The organism is Streptomyces sp. NBC_00873 (genome assembly GCF_045207415.1).
In the GTDB taxonomy this organism is placed as follows: domain Bacteria; phylum Actinomycetota; class Actinomycetes; order Streptomycetales; family Streptomycetaceae; genus Streptomyces.
Genome location: NZ_CP108803.1, coordinates 7,707,597 through 7,725,957 on the forward strand (window position 1 = coordinate 7,707,597; position 18,361 = coordinate 7,725,957).

At 69.3% G+C, this 18,361-nt stretch carries 13 protein-coding genes and 1 pseudogene; 12 read left to right on the plus strand and 2 right to left on the minus strand.

Annotated elements, in window-relative coordinates; all coding sequences use genetic code 11:
* Nucleotides 1-36 precede the first annotated feature (36 nt).
* The 10 genes and pseudogenes from OH809_RS35640 to OH809_RS35685 all read left to right on the plus strand — a co-directional run bounded on the left by OH809_RS35640 (nucleotide 37) and on the right by OH809_RS35685 (nucleotide 12,999).
* Entirely contained in the window at nucleotides 37-1,692 is a 1,656-nt protein-coding gene (locus OH809_RS35640; RefSeq protein ID WP_406417345.1) for a PucR family transcriptional regulator, read from the plus strand.
* Between the two features lie 140 nt (nucleotides 1,693-1,832).
* Nucleotides 1,833-3,089 carry an MFS transporter gene (locus OH809_RS35645; RefSeq protein WP_406417344.1) on the plus strand — a complete coding sequence of 419 codons (1,257 nt, stop codon included), beginning with the start codon at nucleotides 1,833-1,835 and terminating at the stop codon, nucleotides 3,087-3,089.
* Nucleotides 3,090-3,163: 74 nt separating this feature from the next.
* A complete protein-coding gene (locus OH809_RS35650) occupies nucleotides 3,164-4,057 on the plus strand; it encodes a serine hydrolase (RefSeq protein WP_406417342.1) in 894 nt (297 codons plus the stop codon).
* A gap of 140 nt (nucleotides 4,058-4,197) precedes the next feature.
* Nucleotides 4,198-5,589 (plus strand): serine hydrolase domain-containing protein, encoded by a 1,392-nt coding sequence (locus OH809_RS35655; RefSeq protein ID WP_406417341.1) that lies wholly within the window; start codon nucleotides 4,198-4,200, stop codon nucleotides 5,587-5,589.
* Between the two features lie 77 nt (nucleotides 5,590-5,666).
* Nucleotides 5,667-5,840: pseudogene (locus OH809_RS35660) on the plus strand (serine hydrolase); the annotation flags it as partial.
* 394 nt (nucleotides 5,841-6,234) lie between these two features.
* Entirely contained in the window at nucleotides 6,235-6,765 is a 531-nt protein-coding gene (locus tag OH809_RS35665; RefSeq protein ID WP_406417340.1) for a TerD family protein, read from the plus strand.
* Between the two features lie 319 nt (nucleotides 6,766-7,084).
* A complete protein-coding gene (locus OH809_RS35670) occupies nucleotides 7,085-7,639 on the plus strand; it encodes a hypothetical protein (protein ID WP_406417338.1) in 555 nt (184 codons plus the stop codon).
* 377 nt (nucleotides 7,640-8,016) lie between these two features.
* Complete coding sequence (gene gyrB, locus OH809_RS35675; protein ID WP_406417337.1) at nucleotides 8,017-10,062, plus strand: DNA topoisomerase (ATP-hydrolyzing) subunit B; 2,046 nt, start codon at nucleotides 8,017-8,019, stop codon at nucleotides 10,060-10,062.
* A gap of 68 nt (nucleotides 10,063-10,130) precedes the next feature.
* On the plus strand, nucleotides 10,131-12,242 hold the full coding sequence (locus OH809_RS35680) for a type IIA DNA topoisomerase subunit B (protein WP_406417335.1): 2,112 nt from the start codon (nucleotides 10,131-10,133) through the stop codon (nucleotides 12,240-12,242).
* Between the two features lie 85 nt (nucleotides 12,243-12,327).
* Nucleotides 12,328-12,999, plus strand: coding sequence for a hypothetical protein (locus OH809_RS35685; RefSeq protein WP_406417334.1), 672 nt, complete (start codon nucleotides 12,328-12,330; stop codon nucleotides 12,997-12,999).
* 1 nt (nucleotide 13,000) lies between these two features.
* Here OH809_RS35685 and OH809_RS35690 read toward each other — a convergent pair whose 3' ends face one another.
* The gene (locus tag OH809_RS35690; protein ID WP_406417332.1) at nucleotides 13,001-13,375 is read right to left on the minus strand and encodes a hypothetical protein; all 375 of its coding nucleotides are present in this window, start codon (nucleotides 13,373-13,375) and stop codon (nucleotides 13,001-13,003) included.
* 35 nt (nucleotides 13,376-13,410) lie between these two features.
* Here OH809_RS35690 and OH809_RS35695 point away from each other — a divergent pair, with 35 nt between their 5' ends.
* A complete protein-coding gene (locus OH809_RS35695) occupies nucleotides 13,411-13,791 on the plus strand; it encodes a hypothetical protein (protein WP_406417330.1) in 381 nt (126 codons plus the stop codon).
* A gap of 126 nt (nucleotides 13,792-13,917) precedes the next feature.
* Nucleotides 13,918-16,734, plus strand: coding sequence for a family 20 glycosylhydrolase (locus OH809_RS35700; protein WP_406417329.1), 2,817 nt, complete (start codon nucleotides 13,918-13,920; stop codon nucleotides 16,732-16,734).
* 230 nt (nucleotides 16,735-16,964) lie between these two features.
* On the opposite strand, the gene OH809_RS35705 is transcribed toward OH809_RS35700, so the two are convergent.
* Nucleotides 16,965-18,227: a vanadium-dependent haloperoxidase gene (locus OH809_RS35705; protein ID WP_406417327.1), complete on the minus strand. Its 1,263-nt coding sequence runs from the start codon at nucleotides 18,225-18,227 to the stop codon at nucleotides 16,965-16,967.
* Nucleotides 18,228-18,361: the final 134 nt, after the last annotated feature.

Consider the following 18,361-nt stretch of genomic DNA (forward strand, 5'->3'; position numbering starts at 1 on the left):
AACAGGTTCCGGTGCGGCCGGAGTTACCTTTGGGCGGTGCTCACACCGACGTCTGGTAAGCCACACACAAGCCTGGCGCGCGTTCTCGAAGACCTCGGGGACGTGTTGCTGGAGTCGATCGCCGGCGGCGGGAGCACGCGCCGGCAACTGAGCGGTGTAGTCATCCACGACCCGCTCGACGAAGCGCAGTTCCCCGCACAGGCGGTCCTCCTGGGGGTGGGCGTCCACGAACCGGACGACGTGGTCCGCCTCCTGTACGACCTCGGCCGCAAGGGCGCGGCGGCGCTCGTCGTACGGTCACCTTTCACCGCGACCGTGGAAATCCGGCGGGCCGCCGACGAGTCCGGCGTCGCACTGCTTGGACTCACCCGCGGAGCCTCCTGGGCGCAGGTCGCCGCCATGCTCCGCACCCTGCTCGTCGAGGGAGACATCGGCGACATCTCACCGCAGACGCTGGGCGGCATGCCGTCGGGCGACCTTTTCGCGCTGGCCAACGCCGTGGCCGCGCTGCTGGACGCGCCTGTCACCATCGAGGACCGCAGCTCACGGGTGCTCGCCTTCTCCGGCCGCCAGGACGAGGCCGACCAGTCCCGCGTGGAGACGATCCTGGGCCGCCAGGTACCGGAACGCTTCACCCTCGGCCTGGCGCGCAACGGCGTCTTCGAGCGACTCCATCGCGGCCATGCGCCCGTGTACGTCGATCCGCTTCACGACGAGACGATGACCGTTCCCCGCGTGGCGCTAGCGGTCCGGGCCGGCGACGAGATCCTCGGCTCGATCTGGGCGGCGGTGCCCGGGCCCTTGTCCAAAGAGCGCACGCAGGCGCTGATCGACGCCGGCAAGCTCGTCGCGCTCCACATGTTGCGCTTGCGTGCGGGCGCCGATGTCGAACGCCGCCTGCGCGCCGACCTGGTGAGCACCGCGCTCGAAGGCGGCACGGGGGCACCGGAGGCGATCGCGCGGCTCGGGCTGGTGGGGCAGCCCGCGATCGTGCTGGCACTGGGTCTGTTCGGCAGTTCGGACGCCGATCCGTCGACGGAGGACGGTCTGCGCCGGGTCGCGGACCGCCAGCGGGTCGCGGACGCGCTGGCCATGCACCTGAGTGCGGTCCAGGCGCGTTCGGCCGTGGCGCTGGTGGGCGACGTGGCCTACGGCATCGTGCCGATGCCGGGGAGCCAGGCGGACTGCCAGGAGCGGTCGATCCGCGTTGCGTCGACCTTCCTGGAGCGCACCGGGCAGCGCGTGGATGCGGCGATCGGAATCGGCCCGCCCGCACTCGACGGCTCCGGACTCAGCCGCTCGCGCGACGGCGCGGACCGGGCGCTGCGGGTGCTGCTCGCCAACGGGGGCGCCCGGCGGGTGGCCACGGCGGAGGACGTCCACGTCGACGCGCTCATGCTGGACCTTGCCGATCTAGCCGCCGCGCGCGGGGACGTGGCGACCGGGCCCGTCGCCCGTCTGCTCGACTATGACGCCCGGCACCAGTCGCAGCTCGTCCACACGCTGTCGTGCTGGCTGGACGCTTTCGGTGACGTGGGTGCCGCGTCCGCCGCGGCGTACGTGCACCCCAACACCTTCCGGTACCGACTGCGACGGGTCGCAGAGGTCGGTGAGATCAATCTCGACGACCCCGGCGAGCGGTTCGCGGCGATGCTGCAACTCCGGCTCCACCCGGCCCGGCACCGCGAGTAGGAGCCGGACACCGCAACGGGACAACGTTCGTCCGCACCGCCCGAACACCACCTGAAGGATTGTGGAACTCCACGAACCCGCTGCGTCACCTGATGTCCAGGATGGGCCATCAACCACGACGCAGCGGTACGGAGGTAACCATGACGGCGGTGGTCACCGAGGACACCTGGACACCGAAGCGGGTCAACCGGACAGCAACGATCACGATGGTGGTCATGCTGTGCGCCTGGTCGATCGACTACATCGACCGGTTCTCCATCAGCATGGCTCTGCCGTCGATCGGAGAGGAGTTCCATCTCGGCAAGACCGCACAGGGCTCGCTGGTCACTGTCTTCGCGCTGGTCTACATGATCTGCCAGATACCGGCGGGCTTCCTGGCCGATCGGTACGGCTCCCGCAAACCGATGCTGATCACGCTTTTGCTGTGGTCGCTGTTCACCGCGCTGACCGGGATGGCCGGCACGTTCGGTCTGCTCCTGCTGTTCCGTGGCCTGTTCGGTGCTTGTCAGGGCGCGTTCCCGGCGGCGTCGTTCAAAGCAATCGCGGAACGAACGACACCGGAGAGACGGGGGACCGCCACCAGCGTGATGTTGTCCGCCAGTGGGATCGCCGGCCTTGCCCCCTTGCTCGTCGCCCCCCTGCTGACGGGCATCGGCTGGCGGCACACCTTCCTCTGGATGGCGGGTTGTGGCGCGGCCATCGGCATCGGTTTGTGGGCGCTCCTGCCCAAGGCGTTGCCGGACCGGCTCAGCCGGCTCCCGCGAACGGCGGTGACGACGCCTGAAATCTCGCGGGCACAAGTGCTGAAGTCCCCGGCAGTGTGGAAGTTCGCGGTGCTGTTCTGCGCGATGAACATGCTCAGCTACGGCCTGGTCACCTGGGTGCCCAGCTATCTGCTCGAGGCCAGACACCTGTCGCTGAACGAGACCGGCGTGCTGTCGGCGATCCCGAGTCTGGTGGGCTTCGCGACGACCATCTTCGGCGGCTGGCTGTTCGACCGGTACTTCCATGACAAGGCCAGGTGGTACCTGGTGTCCATCGCGACGGTGACCGCGGTCCTGCTCGCCCTGATGGTGTCGGCGGGCAGCGCGGCGACATTCACGATCTACGAGACGCTGGCCGTCGGAGTGTTCGGGATGGCGACGATGTGCGTCTTCGGCCTTCCGCTGCGGGTGCTTCCCACGGCGGTGGCCGGACTTGGTTCCGGGATGACGAACTTCGGCGGCCAGGTCGCCGGAGTAATCGCGCCGCTGGCGATGGGCTGGCTGGCGGACGCGTTCTCCTACACCGCCGCGTTCGGCTTCCTGATCGGCACCACGCTGCTCACCGCGGTGCTCGCGTTCTGGGTCCCGCAGCGCGCCGAGCAGTTCAACTTCCCGTCGACCGGCACCAATTAGTCGGCCGGCGCACCCAGCAAACGGATCCGGTCCGGACAGACAGTCCACACCGGACAGACAGAAGGGACCACTCCATGGTCACCGAATCGGAACTGGTCGGGACAATCACCGCCCGAGCGGCGGAAGTCGGCGTCCAGGTCTGGCTGCACGCAGCTGATCTGGACGGCCCGCGACAGGTGGGCATCGACGCCGAGGAGCCGGTGGTCACCGCCTCCGTGTTCAAGGTTCCCGTAGCAGTGGAACTTGCCCGGCAGGCGGCCGACGGCGAAGTCGACCTCGCCGAGCGGATCACGGTGCCGCCGGGACATCCGACCGCCAGTCCGTACGGCCTCGCGACGTTCCGCCATGACGTCACGATGTCCTGGTACGACCTGGCCGTCCTGATGATCGGCATCAGCGACAACGTCGCCACAGACCTGATCCTCGGGAAGGTGGGAAAGGCCTCGGTCGCCGAGACGCTGCGCCGGTTCGACCTCCCGCACACGGCCGTCCCCCACGACTGCGGGGAGCTGTTGCGCACGATCGGCGAGGACCTCGGGATCGACTACCAGGACGACGAACGGCTCCTGGCCGCGTTGCCGGCCGAACAACTCGTCAAGCTGCGTGCGTTGACGCCCGAAGAGACCTGCCGGACCACGGCCGCGGAAAGCACCCGGTTGCTGGGCCTGATCTGGCGTGACGAAGCAGCGCCCGCGGCGGCGTGCGCCGACGTCCGGCGCTGGCTGGAACTGCAGGTGTGGCCGCACCGGCTGCGCTCCGGCTTCGCGGACGACGACGTCAGGATCAGCGGCAAGACCGGCACGCTGCCCTCGCTGCGCAACGAGATCGGCGTGGTGGAGTACCCGGACGGCGGCCGGTACGCGGTCGGCGTCTTCACCAGGGCCGTCGACGCCCGATCGAGAGTTCCCGAGCGTGACGCCTTCATCGGGTTCGCCGCCGCCCAGGCGGTGGACTGGCTTCGGCGGTAGCGCATACCGGCATCCGGGTGTTTCGTCGGCCCCGATGAAGGTTTCGCCAGTTCTCGTCGTTTCTCACGAATCGGCCATGAGCGCGCAGGTCATACCCTCCCGGAATCACCCGTTCTCCCTCGCAGAGACAAGAGGTGCACATGTCCGAACTCAATGAACTGTGTGACTGGTTGGAAAGTCGCCTTCCCGAGTTGCTGGCCGAGTACAAGGTGCCGGCCGCATCGATCGCCGTATACGCACACGGCGAGATGATCGACCGTGCGGCCGGGGTACTGAACAAGGACACCGGCGTCGAGGCCACTGCGGACTCCGTCTTCCAGATCGGTTCGATCACCAAGGTCTGGACGACCACGCTGGCGATGCAGCTCATCGACGAGGGCGCGCTTGACATCGACGCCCCGGTCCGGGCTTACCTGCCCGAATTCGCCGTCAGCGACGAGACAGCCTCCGCGAAGATCACCGCCCGCCAACTGATGTGCCACACCTCCGGTTTCGAGGGCGACATCTTCCTCGACACCGGACGCGGCGACGACGCGGTGCACAAGCTCGTCGCGCTCCTCGCCGAGGTGCCCCAGCTGTTCCCGCCGGGCGAGCTGTTCTCGTACAACAACGCCGCGTTCTGTGTGCTCGGTCGCATCGTCGAGGTGCTGCGCGACAAGTCCTACGACGACTGCCTGCGCGATCACCTGTTCACGCCACTGGGGCTGACCCACGTCGCCCCCAGTCCGTACGAGGCTGTCAGGTTCCGTGCCGCGCTGGGGCACCTCTCGCCGGAGCAGGACGCCGAGCCGCAGCCCGCGCAGGTCTGGGCACTGCCCCGGTCGAACGCGCCCGCCGGATCGATGCTGGCGATGCGACCGCGGGACCTGCTGACGTTCGCACGGATGCATCTCGACGGGGGCAGGGGGCCCGACGGGAGGGCGGTGCTCACACCGGAGAGCGCGCTCGCCATGCGGCACCGCGAGGTGGAACTGCTGGATCTCGGTCTGATGGGCGACGCCTGGGGACTTGGCTGGTCGCTCTTCGACTGGCCCGGCGGCGCGGTGGTCGGCCACGACGGCGGCACGCTCGGCCAGTCCGCCTTCCTGCGGGTGGTTCCCGACCACGACATCGCGGTGGCACTGCTGACCAACGGCGGCAACTCGCTCCCGCTCTACGCCGAGCTCGTCGGGCGCGTGCTTCGCGAGCTGGCCGGAATAGAAATGCCGGCACTCCCGGTGCCGGACGCCAACGCCCCACGTGTCGACACGGCGAGGTTCGTGGGCGAGTACTCGTCGTCCGTCAGCGACACCGTGGTCAGCGAGGACGCCGACGGCCGGCTCTGGGTCCAGCGGAACCCGAAGGGGGTGTTCGCCGAGCTCGACGGCGGCCCCTCGGAAAGGATCGAACTGGTCGCGTACGACGGCGACAAGCTGATCCCGGCGAAGCCGCAGCACGGCATGCACATGGTGCACGCGTTCGTCGGAGACAACGGGAACGGGCGGGCGCAGTTCCTGCACACAGGCCGGGCCGATCGGCGGGTGAGCCGGTGAACGCCATCGCTGACGAGATCGCCGCGGTCTTCGCCCAGGCGGGTGCGCAAGGGTCCCTGCACGCCCGTGAGGTCGGAGTGACCGACGGCCCCGAGGTCGCCGTCGGCGCGGACGCCCCGGTGGTGCTGGCGTCGGTGTTCAAAATCCCGGTCGCGGTCGCCTACGCCCGCGAGGTGGCCGCCGGACGGCTGGACGAGACCGAACGGACACAGGTCACCGCGCGCTACCGCATCGGCGGGATCGGCATGGCCGGGTGCGCCGACGACGTCGAGAGGAGGGCGCCGGTGTCAAGTGTTGTCGGAGTGGTTGAGGTCGCTGATCATCATGAACAGCGCGTCCTCGGAAGGGTCGTCGATGCGGGCGGCATCCCACCCGATCGTCGCGTACGGCGCCCCCTGGCCGCAGCGCCCCCGGGCCGGCGCGGCCCCTTCCGCGCAGCACGGCCACCCCTCCCCTCACCGTGTTTCCCCTATGACACCGGTCTCTGACGGAACGTTCGGCTCCGCACCGAAGATCTTTTCTTCACACCGTCTTCGCTGTCACCATGTGCCGCATGACGCACATCACCAAGGGCGCTAACGCCCTGTCCCGGCCGTCCCGCTGCGGATCGCCGTGGGCCGGCAGCGGGTGCCGGGGGTGCCGGGCGTGGACGCCGCCGCCCTGATGCTCGACGCGACCGGCACGGTGCGCGGCGACGCCGACATCGTCTTCCACGGCCAGCCCGCGCATCCGTCCGGCGCCGTGCGGCACGTGGGCACCGGTGAGGGCGGCGGGCAGCTCGCCGAGTGGCTGGAGCTGGACCTGCTGCGGATTGAACCGGCCGTTCAGCGGGTGCTGATCGCCGGGTCCTGCGACGGCGGGGTGTTCGGGCAGGTCCCCGGCCTGTACGCGCAGGTGGTGTCGGTCGACGGCGCGGTGGTGGCGCACTACGACGTGACGGACGCCTCCAGCGAGACGGTCTTCGTGCTCGGGGAGTTCTACCGGCGTGAGGGGGCGTGGAAGTTCCGCGCGGTGGGTCAGGGCTACGACTCGGGGCCGGCGGGGCTGGCGACGGACGTCGGGGCCGTGGTGGCGGAGGCTGCGGTGCCGGTGGCTCCGTCGACGTCCGGACCGGTGCCGCTGAAGGGCGTGGCCAAGCCCGGGTGCGGGTGGGGGCACCCGGGCGCCAGCCGGTAAGGACGTCGTGCTCGTTGCTTGCTTCACGATCAGCTCGCCGCGCCGTTGGCCGCGTCCTGCCAGTCGGGATGGGCGCGGGCCAGCTCGCCGGCGTACTCGTTGAAGTACCGCCTGGGCAGATCGAGACCGCCGGTCGCAGAATCTGGCATGCGGTCCCAGCAGCCGACTCGGCCCGAACAGCTACCGCCCGGAACACATCCCCCAGTGGCTGCCGGACCACTGGCTGCCATATCCCAACGGCGACTTCCTCGCCCCACGCCTCCGGCATCCGATGCAGCGACGAGCAGCGGCCGTCCGGTTCATTCAGATGGTGTCCGACATGGTCGTTCAGGCGGCGGCACGCTTCCTCGGCATCCCCGACACCTGGCCCGAGCGCCGAGCGGGCAACCAGCGCCTGCCCATCGCCCCATTCCTCAACGACCGAGAGATCGAACTCCTGGCGAACCGGATCAGCGACACCACTTGCACAACCGACTACCGCCACCGCCGGATCAGCCTGGCAACCTGGACGCTGCCCCAAACGCACTGGGCCACTATCTGGGGACAGGTCACTCCGAGGTCCGGCACCACCCCGCCTCACGACAGTCCACGGAAGCACCAGGCCGCTTCGGAATTCGTCTGGTCGCGCGTCACCGGGAGCGAACGCGCACTCGCGCCTGTCATCCCCGGCCTGCCGCCCCAGCTACGGCACCGCAGGCACTGGGGATCGATCGCCGGCTGTCTCGCCGGGCCGGGAGCGAACACCCATTACGCCCAGCTCAATCCACTCCTGACGGAGTACGCCGACCGGCTGGCCATCGCCGTCGACCAGCGGCAGCCTCACGCGCTTGGTGGCGCCTCCAGCCAAGAGCCCTCCGCCGGGCAGAGTCTCTGACGGGCCCGCGAGCCGGCGGCCTGACGCAGCGCGACTGACGAGCGCGGAGAGTCACTCCGAAGAAAGTGTCTGCGGCCCTGCACAGCAAGGCGCCAGGAAAGCCGCTGTGCGCCTGTCTGGCGCATTTTGATGGACGTGACGCAGGGGGGATCGATCGATTAGGCGAAAGGGGGCCACAGGGGTGTACGGGCACCTTCTCGCCCCGAGGGTAGGAGGCATCTTCGGTATCGTGGAGAGCGTTCCGGCAGCCACTGGTCCCGAGCCCTGCGGGCTCAGGGGTCCTCTTTGTGTTGCCGCGCCCTGTTCCCGCCAGATGGCCGGCCGCTCCCGCACCGTGGTGCCAGAGCGCGGTCTGTCATGCCCGAAAGAGAGCATCTGTGACCACTTACGGCACTCGCACCGACACCGACACCTCCGGATCTGAGCAGACCGGCCATGCCGAGGCTGCGTCCTATGACGCCAACGCGATCACTGTCCTGGACGGTCTCGACGCCGTACGCAAGCGGCCCGGGATGTACATCGGCTCCACGGGCGAGCGAGGGCTGCACCACCTCGTGCAGGAGCTCGTGGACAACTCCGTGGACGAGGCGCTGGCGGGGGTGGCCGACCGGATCGACGTGACGATCCTGGCTGACGGCGGCGTGCGGGTGGTCGACGACGGCCGCGGCATTCCGGTGGGGATGCATCCGGTGGAGAAGCGGCCGGCCGTCGAGGTCGTGCTGACCGTGCTGCACGCGGGCGGGAAGTTCGGGGGCGGGGGATATGCGGTCTCCGGCGGTCTGCACGGTGTGGGCCTGTCGGTGGTCAACGCCCTGTCGACCCGGCTGTCGGCGGAGATCTGGACCGACGGCTACCGGTGGACTCAGGACTACAAGGACGGCGCCCCTACCGCCCCGCTTGCCCGCCGCGAAGCCACCTCCCGGACGGGCACGTCGCTGACCTTCTGGGCGGACGGTGCGATCTTCGAGACCACCAGGTACTCCTTCGAGACGCTGGCCAGGCGTTTTCAGGAGATGGCGTTCCTCAACCGAGGGCTCACCCTGACCCTGACCGACGAACGTCCGTCCGCGCGTGCCACGGCCGCGGCCGACGCAGCCGGCTCGGACACTGCCGAGGAGCAGGTGGCGAAGACGGTTTCCTACCGCTACGACGGAGGCATCACCGACTTCGTCGCCCACCTCAACGCCCGCAAGGGCGAGCCGGTCCACCCCTCAGTGATCTCCATCGGCGCCGGGGACGCCGAGCGGCTGCTGTCGGTCGAGGTCGCGCTGCAGTGGAATGGCCAGTACGCCGACAGCGTCTACTCCTACGCCAACGCCATCCACACCCATGAGGGCGGCACCCACGAGGAGGGCTTCCGCACGGCGCTGACCACCGTGGTCAACCGCTACGCGCGCGAGAGGAAGCTGCTGCGGGAGAAGGACGGCAACCTCTCCGGCGAGGACATCCGCGAGGGCCTGACCGCGATCATCTCGGTCAAGCTCGGCGAGCCGCAGTTCGAGGGCCAGACCAAGACCAAGCTCGGCAACACCGAGGCGCGTACCTTCGTGCAGAAGGTCGTGCACGAGCACCTGACCGACTGGTTCGACCGCAACCCGAACGAGGCGGCCGACATCGTGCGCAAGGCCATCCAGGCGGCCACAGCCCGGGTCGCGGCCCGCAAGGCGCGCGACCTGACCCGACGCAAGGGCCTGCTGGAGTCCGCGGCGCTGCCGGGCAAGCTGGCCGACTGCCAGTCCCGCAACCCCTCGCAGTCGGAGATCTTCATCGTTGAAGGCGACTCCGCCGGCGGTTCAGCGAAGTCCGGCCGCAACCCGCAGTACCAGGCGATCCTCCCGATCCGCGGCAAGATCCTCAACGTGGAGAAGGCCCGGATCGACAAGATCCTCCACAATCAGGAGATCCAGGCGATCATCTCCGCGTTCGGCGCAGGCGTGCACGAGGACTTCGACATCGCCAAGCTCCGCTATCACAAGATCATCCTGATGGCGGACGCGGACGTCGACGGCCAGCACATCAACACCCTGCTGCTGACCTTCCTCTTCCGCTTCATGCGGCCGCTGATCGAAGAGGGTCACGTCCACCTCTCCCGCCCCCCGCTCTACAAGATCAAGTGGAGCCGGGACCACGTTGAATACGCCTACTCCGACCGCGAACGCAACATGCTCCTCGAACGGGGCCGGCAGGCCGGCCGCCGCATCAAAGACGACTCCATCCAGCGCTTCAAGGGCCTGGGCGAGATGAACGCCGAGGAGCTGCGCGTGACCACCATGGACCCCGACCACCGGGTCCTGGGCCAGGTCACCCTCGACGACGCGGCCGTCGCCGACGACCTGTTCTCCGTCCTGATGGGCGAGGACGTCGAGGCGCGCCGCCACTTCATCCAGCGCAACGCCAAAGACGTCCGCTTCCTCGACATCTGACCTGCCGCCCCCAGGCCGACCCGGTCTGAAGCCCCGCCCATACCGTTTGCTGCTGAGGAGAGCACTGCGTGAGCACGTTCCCCGCCCCACCCACGGTCAACCGCCTGCAGGACGGCTCCGACTACACCGCACGGCACCTCATGGTCCTCGAAGGACTCGAGGCCGTGCGCAAACGCCCAGGCATGTATATCGGCTCCAGCGACAGCCGTGGCCTGATGCACTGCCTGTGGGAGATCATCGACAACGCCGTCGACGAGGCTCTGGCCGGAGCCTGCGATCACATCGAGGTCATCCTGCACGACGACGGCTCGGTGGAGGTCACCGACAACGGCCGCGGCATCCCCGTGGACATCGAACCCCGCACCGGCCTGTCCGGCGTCGAGATCGCCTACACCAAGCTCCACGCCGGCGGAAAATTCGGCGGCGGCTCCTACGCCGCCTCCGGCGGCCTGCACGGCGTCGGCGCCTCCGTGGTCAACGCCCTGTCCGCACGGCTCGACATCGAGGTCGACCGCCACGGCCACACCCACGCCATCAGCTTCCGCCGCGGCACCCCCGGTACCTACACCGGCCCCGGGCCCGACGCCCCCTTCACCCCGGCCCAGGGCCTGCGCCGGACGACCAAAATCCCCAAGTCGCGTACCGGCACGCGCGTGCGCTACTGGGCCGACCGCCAGATCTTCCTGAAGGACGCCAAGCTCTCCCTCGACACGTTGCACCAGCGCGCCCGTCAGACGGCCTTCCTGGTGCCGGGTCTGACCATCGTCGTTCGTGACGAGTACGGCCTCGGCGAGGGCGGCAGCAAGGGCGAGGAGTCCTTCCGCTTCGACGGCGGCATCAACGAGTTCTGCGAGTACCTGGCAGACGATAAGCCCATCTGCGACGTGCTCCGCTTCACGGGCCAGGGCACCTTCAAGGAGACCGTCCCGGTCCTGGACGAGCACGGCCAGATGACGCCCGCCGAGGTCACCCGCGAACTCGGCGTGGACGTGGCAATGCGCTGGGGCACCGGCTACGACACGACCGTGAAGTCCTTCGTCAACATCATCGCCACGCCCAAGGGCGGCACCCACGTCGCCGGCTTCGAGCAGGCCGTCGCCAAGACGATGAACGAGGTCCTGCGCGCCAAGAAGCTACTGCGCGTCGCCGAGGACGACATCGTCAAGGACGACGCTCTCGAGGGCCTCACCGCCGTCGTGACCGTGCGCCTGGCCGAGCCGCAGTTCGAGGGGCAGACCAAGGAGGTCCTCGGCACCTCGGCGGCCCGCCGCATCGTGAACAACGTGATCACCAAGGAACTCAAGGCGTTCCTCACGTCCACGAAGCGTGACGCCGCCGCCCAGGCCCGCGTCGTCATGGGGAAGGCCGTCGCCGCCGCACGCACGCGCGTCGCGGCCCGCCAGCACAAGGACGCCCAGCGGCGGAAGACCGCCCTGGGGTCCTCCTCGCTGCCGGCCAAGCTCGCCGACTGCCGCGGCGACGACGTCGACCGCAGCGAGCTGTTCATCGTCGAGGGCGACTCCGCCCTCGGTACGGCCAAGCTCGCCCGGAACTCCGAGTTCCAGGCGCTGCTGCCGATCCGGGGCAAGATCCTGAACGTGCAGCGGTCGTCGGTGACCGACATGCTCAAGAATGCCGAGTGCGGCGCGATCATCCAGGTCATAGGAGCGGGCTCGGGCCGCACCTTCGACATCGACCAGGCCCGCTACGGCAAGATCATCATGATGACCGACGCCGATGTGGACGGCTCCCACATCCGCTGCCTGCTGCTCACGCTGTTCCAGCGCTACATGCGGCCGATGGTCGAGGCTGGCCGGGTCTTCGCCGCGGTGCCGCCGCTGCACCGCATCGAGATCGTCCAGCCCAAGAAGGGCCAGGACAAGTACGTCTACACGTACTCCGACCGCGAGCTGCGTGACAAGCTCATGGAGTTCCAGAGCAAGGGCATCCGGTACAAGGACTCCATCCAGCGCTACAAGGGTCTGGGCGAGATGGACGCCGACCAACTGGCCGAGACCACGATGGACCCGCGCCACCGCACCCTGCGCCGGATCAACCTCTCCGACCTGGAGGCCGCGGAACAGGTCTTCGACCTGCTGATGGGCAACGACGTGGCACCGCGTAAGGAGTTCATCTCCAGCTCGGCGGCGACGCTGGACCGGTCGCGCATCGACGCGTAGCCGATCGATCCACCACCCGCTTGGCCAACTACTGGACGGCAAAATGGCCAACTACGGATCGTCGCAGTCGTCTGACCAGTAAGCGTTGGCCGCCGAGCCCAAGCTCCTGCTGGCCGACGAACCGACCACCGCCCTGGACGTGACCACCCAGGCCGAGGTCATGGCCATCATCGACGAGGCCCGCGCCGAACGCGGCCTGGCGATGCTCTTCATCACCCACGACCTGGAACTGGCCTCCGCCGTCTGCGACCGCATCGCCGTGATGTACGCGGGCTCCGTCGTCGAACATCTGCCGGCCGGCGCCCTGCACAGCCGCTCCGCACACCCCTGCACCCGCGCCCTTCTGGCCTCCCGCCCCACGATCGGCGAACGCGGCGGCCCCCTCCGGGCGATCCCCGGGCGCCCGCTGTCGGCCTTCGAAGCAGGTGGCAGCGACGGTGGTCGTGGCCGCGGGCCCGATCATGATGAGGTTCTGCAGCGTGTTGTGGACGAGCCGGTACCTGCGGTTGTCGGTCCGGTGCTGCTCGATGACCCCGGCAACATCCTCGCGGTAGAGGCTGCGCCGCTCCTTCAACGTCGGGTAGATGAGGGAGCTGAGGAACCGCACGGCCTCGCGGTTGGTGTCGAGAGCGTCCTCCAGGTCGGCTATGCCCCGGGAGCCGCGGCGCGGCGCGACCGCCAGGACGGCTCCTCCATGAGCACGACGGTGACGCCGAGCGGGTTGGGGTGGTCCCGCTCGATCGGGGTGAAGGCGTAGCTCACCGCCGTCTGGATGGGGGCACAAGCTCGCCGCCGCCGTGCGGTATGGGGCCCGGCCGCCAGTCGGGGGCGACCGACGTCCAGCCCTCGGGACCGCGGGCCAGGAGCTGCTCGGTGTAGGGGAACTGGGGCAGCACGTGGCCGTCCCGGGTGGCGAGCACCATGTTCAGGCATGGGGCCGGCCCGACGACGGGCAGCTGGCAGGCGGTGGCGACGTCGTGGGTCTCCCAGGCGAGCACGACCTCGTCCGCGCCGGCCGCGGCGGCGATGTTCGCGAGCTCCGCGATCCCGGTGAGTGCGTCCTCGCCGACCTTAAGCGGGCGGGCCCAGATCATGGGTGCCTGGTTGTCGTCCGCCTCGCCGGGCTGTGGCACGGTACGAGGTGGGTGCGGTTCGCGAGGGGAGCAAGATGTCACGCAGGCAGGTATGGGGCATAACCGCGGCGGCGTTCGTGGCGGTTAGCGCGGTGGGGTTCGCTGTGGCGGCCGTCCAGGAGGACCAGGTGCCTCCGGTGACGGTCGGCGTGCCGCAGCCGGCGGCGTCGCAGGTACCGAAATCCCGGGCGGGACTCGTCAAGGCGTGGACGGCCGAGCTCAAGCATGCGGGCAAGGACCTGCCGCAGGGATGGGAAGCGCTGACCACGGACGAGATCCGGGGCCGCTACCTGCACCAGCGGATACTCAACGCTCCGACCGCCGAGGACATCGACCCGGACATGGGCCGCCGCGTGGACGGTTCCTTACGCACGGGGGAGCACAGGTCAGCGAGCGAGTTCTCGCGAAGGGACTAGACCACTTCGCGCCACCGCATTATGGTGCTCAAACCTGAAAGAAAGCCTGGCTCTCCAAGCATGTGTGTGCAACGTTGATTTGACTCTCAGGGAGTCCCCGTGCGATTGCGAAAGAAGAGAAGTCCCGTGCACCTCCGACCTCGTGGGCCGCGTCTGCTGCTCGCGGTGGTCCTCATGGCCATGGCCGGTCTGGCCGGAGCGCCATCGGCCGTCGCCGGGAACGTCGCGACCGGTGACTCGGTGTCCGGTGCGTCCGTCGCACCGGACACCGCTCTCGTCCCGCGTCCAGTCGTTCTCCAACAGGACGCCAGCAAGGCGTCGTTCGTCCTGCGTCCCTCGCTCGCCGTCGTCGCGGACGGCGCCGCGGCCGCCGTCGGCTCGCAGCTCGCGGCCGAGCTGCGTGAAGCGAGCGGGTTCCGGGTGCCGCTGCGGGCGCACGGCGGTGCCAACGCCATTCACGTCACAGTGGATCCGGTGGCGCGGTACACCGTCGACGGCGCCGCGCCCACCGCCGAGTCGTACGTCCTGGACGTCAACAGTGATGGCGTGTCCATCACCGCGCGGACCGCGCACGGCGCGTTCAACGGCGTGCAGAGCCTGCGCCAACTGCTGCCCGCCTGGGCCGAGTCGCCGACCCCGGTCGTCACCGACTGGCGTGTGCCCGCCACGCACATCGAGGACGCGCCGCGCTTCTCCTACCGCGGTGTCATGCTCGACGTGGCCCGGTCCTTCCAGGACGTCGACGCCGTCAAGCGTTACATCGACACGCTGTCCCGGATGAAGATGAGCGTGCTGCACCTGCACCTCGCCGACGACCAGGGGTGGCGGATCGAGATCACTAACGACGGCAAGGCCGCGGGCGACCCGATCGACTACACCAAGCTGCACCGCGAGTCCGGCGCGACCGCGATGAACCAGCAGGGTCACCGGGGCGAGTTGGGCCGTACCGGCTACTACACGCAGAAGCAATACCGTGACATAGTCCGTTACGCCAGGGACCGGTTCGTCACCGTCGTGCCCGAGGTCGACACCCCCAGCCACACCAACGCCGCCTTGCACGCGATCCCGCAGCTCAACACCGACCGCTCCTTGCCCGCGCCGGACCCCAGGACCGGTGTCGTGGACTGGAACGGGACGGGGAACGTGGGCTACTCGGCCCTCGACGAGCGGCACGACCTCACCTACACGTTCGTGGAGCACGTCTTCCACCAGCTGGCCGAGATGACCGGCGGCCCGTACGTGCACATGGGCGGCGACGAATCCCACGCCATGGGCCACACCCGCTACGTCGACTTCATCACCCGCGCCGTGCCCCGCATCAAGGCGGCGACGGGAGTCGGGACCATGGGCTGGACGGAGTACGCCGAGGCCGGACTGTCGCAGAAGCCCGGCTTCTGGGACGGCTCGGTCGTGCAGTACTGGGTCGGATCCGGTGACTGGGTGCGCGACTTCGTCACCAAGGGCGGCAAGGCCGTGGTGTCGGCGGCCGGCGGCTCCTACCTGGACCAGAAGTACACCAAGGACACCCCGATCGGCCTGACCTGGGCCTGCGGCGGCACCTGCGACTTCCAGCGCTACTACGACTGGGACCCGACCACCACGGTGTCCGGCGGCATCCCCGAGGCGGGCGTGCTCGGCGTCGAGGGCCCTCTGTGGTCGGAGACCGTCCGCGGCGACGACCAGGCGGAGTTCCTGACCCTGCCCCGGGCGGCCGCGATCCTCGAGACCGGTTGGACGCCCAAGGCGCACAAGGACGTCGCTGACTTCGGCTCCCGCCTCGCCCGGCTCGGCACGCGTTTGACCGTGGCGGGCACCAACTTCTACGAGAGCCCGGGAGCGCGGTGGGCCGCCACCGTCGCCGGTACCGACGCGACCGCCACGAGCGGAGTCACCGCCCGGCATGCGCTGGGCCTCGTTGCCGCACCCGGCACCAAGCTCTCCGAGGACGGTACCGCGATCGTCCCGGACACCGTGGCGACCGACGGTGACCCCGCCTCCTCCAGCGCGCTCACCAAGCCCCTGACCGCGACCGCGCAGTGCGGCGACCGGGTCCTGCCCGTGACGTTCACCCAGCGTCAGGCACGCGACTCCCTGCACGCCGCGGGCCTGTACACCGCCACCGTGGAGACGGCGTTCACCGAGGACACCACCTGCGTGCTCACCCCGAACACGGGCGACCCGGTGTCCGTGCGCGTCCGGGCCGTGGACGCGCAGGACGCGGGCCGCGAAGCCCCGGCCGCCGCACCGACGGTCGAGGTCCCGCGGAACGTGAAAGCCGGAACCTGGGTCCCGCTGAAGCTCACCGGCTTCGCCCCCGGCTACGTCGACATCCGCATCGACGACAAGACCCTCTACACGGTCCGCGCCGACGCCTCGGGCCGCTTCGATCGCCACGGCGTCGTCCCGGCCGCGACCTACGACGGCACGCACACCCTCAGCGCCGTCCAGGGCGACCGCTCCGCACGCCAGACCGTATCGGTCGCCTCCGAACTGCGCCCGCTGCCGAACCTGATCGACCGGTCCACGCTCCGTGTGCACGACGTCGACAGCCAGGAGACCGTCGGCGAGAACGGCGCCGCGGCGAACGCCATCGACGGGGACGTCAACACGATCTGGCACACCCAGTGGTACACCGCGTCCCCCGACTTCCCCCACCACATCACGCTGGACCTGGGCAAGCAGTACGACGTCACGGGCCTGCAGTACACGCAGCGGCAGAACGCCCGCAACGGCAGGATCAAGGACTACCGGATCGAGGTGTCCGCCGACGGCACCACGTGGAAAGACGCGGCCACCGGCTCCTTCACCGAGGCGCTCACTCCCCAGAACGCCGAGTTCGGTGCCGTTCGCGGCCGGTACGTACGCCTGACGGGCCTCAACTCCCCGGCGGGCAACGCCTTCGCTGGTGCCGCGGAGATCAACGTGGGCGGCCACCCCGCCTGAGATCCTGCCGGGTGACCTTCGATCGGAAAGTGTGCGTGCCAGGGCGTGGCCGCCCGATCGGAGGTCAGCCGCCACGAAGAATCTGGTCATGGACCTGGAGGACGCGGGCGCCAAGGTCACCCACCTGCTCCGCGACCGCGACGCCCGCCCCCGGTCCGCCGAACCTCGTGCCCCAGCACATGGAGTTCGCCCTCGTCGGGCCGCACAAGCCCGGTGTTCGCCTGGCCGATTCAGTGTTCCTGGAACAACGACTGGGCGTGGTTCAGGCCATACCTGGCGACATCGGTACCCAGTGTGACCCCGGCCTCGTCCGCGAGTCGGGTGTGGATGCCCAGCCAGACCCGCGCGTCCATGTTCTCCAGCGTGAGCTGGTGCCACGCGGTGTAAGTGCGGACGACGCCTGGTGCGGTGACGCTGGTCAGGGTGAACGGGGCCGTGCGCGGTCCTACGAGGGCGGTGAGAACGGTTTCCGTCGCGCCCGCGTAGGTGTTGTGGCCGCTGGGGTAGTCCGGGTGCGCCGGGGTGGTGTGCAGTGGGGTCCATGACGGGTCGGCAGGGATCTCACCGACGCCGGTTCGGATTGCGGTGACGGGGCGCCACAGCGGGTAGGCGTACTTGCTGTCGGAGGTGGCGATCTGGGTGTCCACCAGCGTGGCGTTGGTCAGGGCGACGAGTTCGGCCTGCTTGAGCAGCGGCTGATGGGAGGTGGCGGCGAGCGCGACGCGAATCGGCTTGGTCCACAGGGCCGGCGAGGAGTCGAACCAGAAGTTGGCCGTGTCGGTCTGCCGCGCGGTGCGCACGGTGCTGTTCAGCTCGCCGAAGTCTCGCACCTCCTTCAGATCGGTCCGGTACCGCTTGGACGTCAGAGCGGGAGGCGCGGGCAGTCGGAACTGGCTGCCGCTTTTCAGCAGGAAGGGCCGGGCGAACCGGCTGCCGTTTTGGATGGCGGGAGCAAACGCGGGCGGGGTGGGTTGCCAGACGCCTGGCGCGGCCGGCGGCACGGTGAAGGGGGTGTTCACCGAGGCCGCATCGAGGCCGTCTCCCTCACGGTCGTGCAGGACCTCCAACGCCTGGCGTTCGCCGGCTGCGGCGCCCAAGGTCTCGGCCGGGCCGTCGGGGATCTGATCCAGGGTCTGCTGCAGGGCGGCATCCAGCTCCGGGGCACGGGTGGGCACCAGCTCCACCAGGGCGCGGTGCACCGCGGCGGCCAGCGCCGCCTCCTGGTAGTCCCTACGGTCGACCCCGGACGGCACATGTTGCAAGGCCCGCGCCGCCGCGATCCAACTGACCGCCCAGGTGCGACTGTTGGTCACCGGAGGGAGTGATGAGCCAGCCGTCGCGATCGTGTCAGCTGTGGTGTCGTACCAGGCGAGCGCCACGGATGTGCGACCGTGCCCAGGCGCAGGGGCGGCGGTGACGCTCGGCGCTGCGCCGGAGACGACCAGCAGTGCCGTGGAGGCCACCAGGGCCACACGGGTCTTCGGGGAGTTCATGGGAGTAGCTCCTCATGGTGGGGTGGGGTGGGGGGCCGGGTGTCGGCCCGTTCGTCCGGCAGTCATGTGCGACGGGACGTAAAGAATTGAGGACCTTGCACTGGCCCCAGCAGGTTCCCGGACGAAGCCGTGGG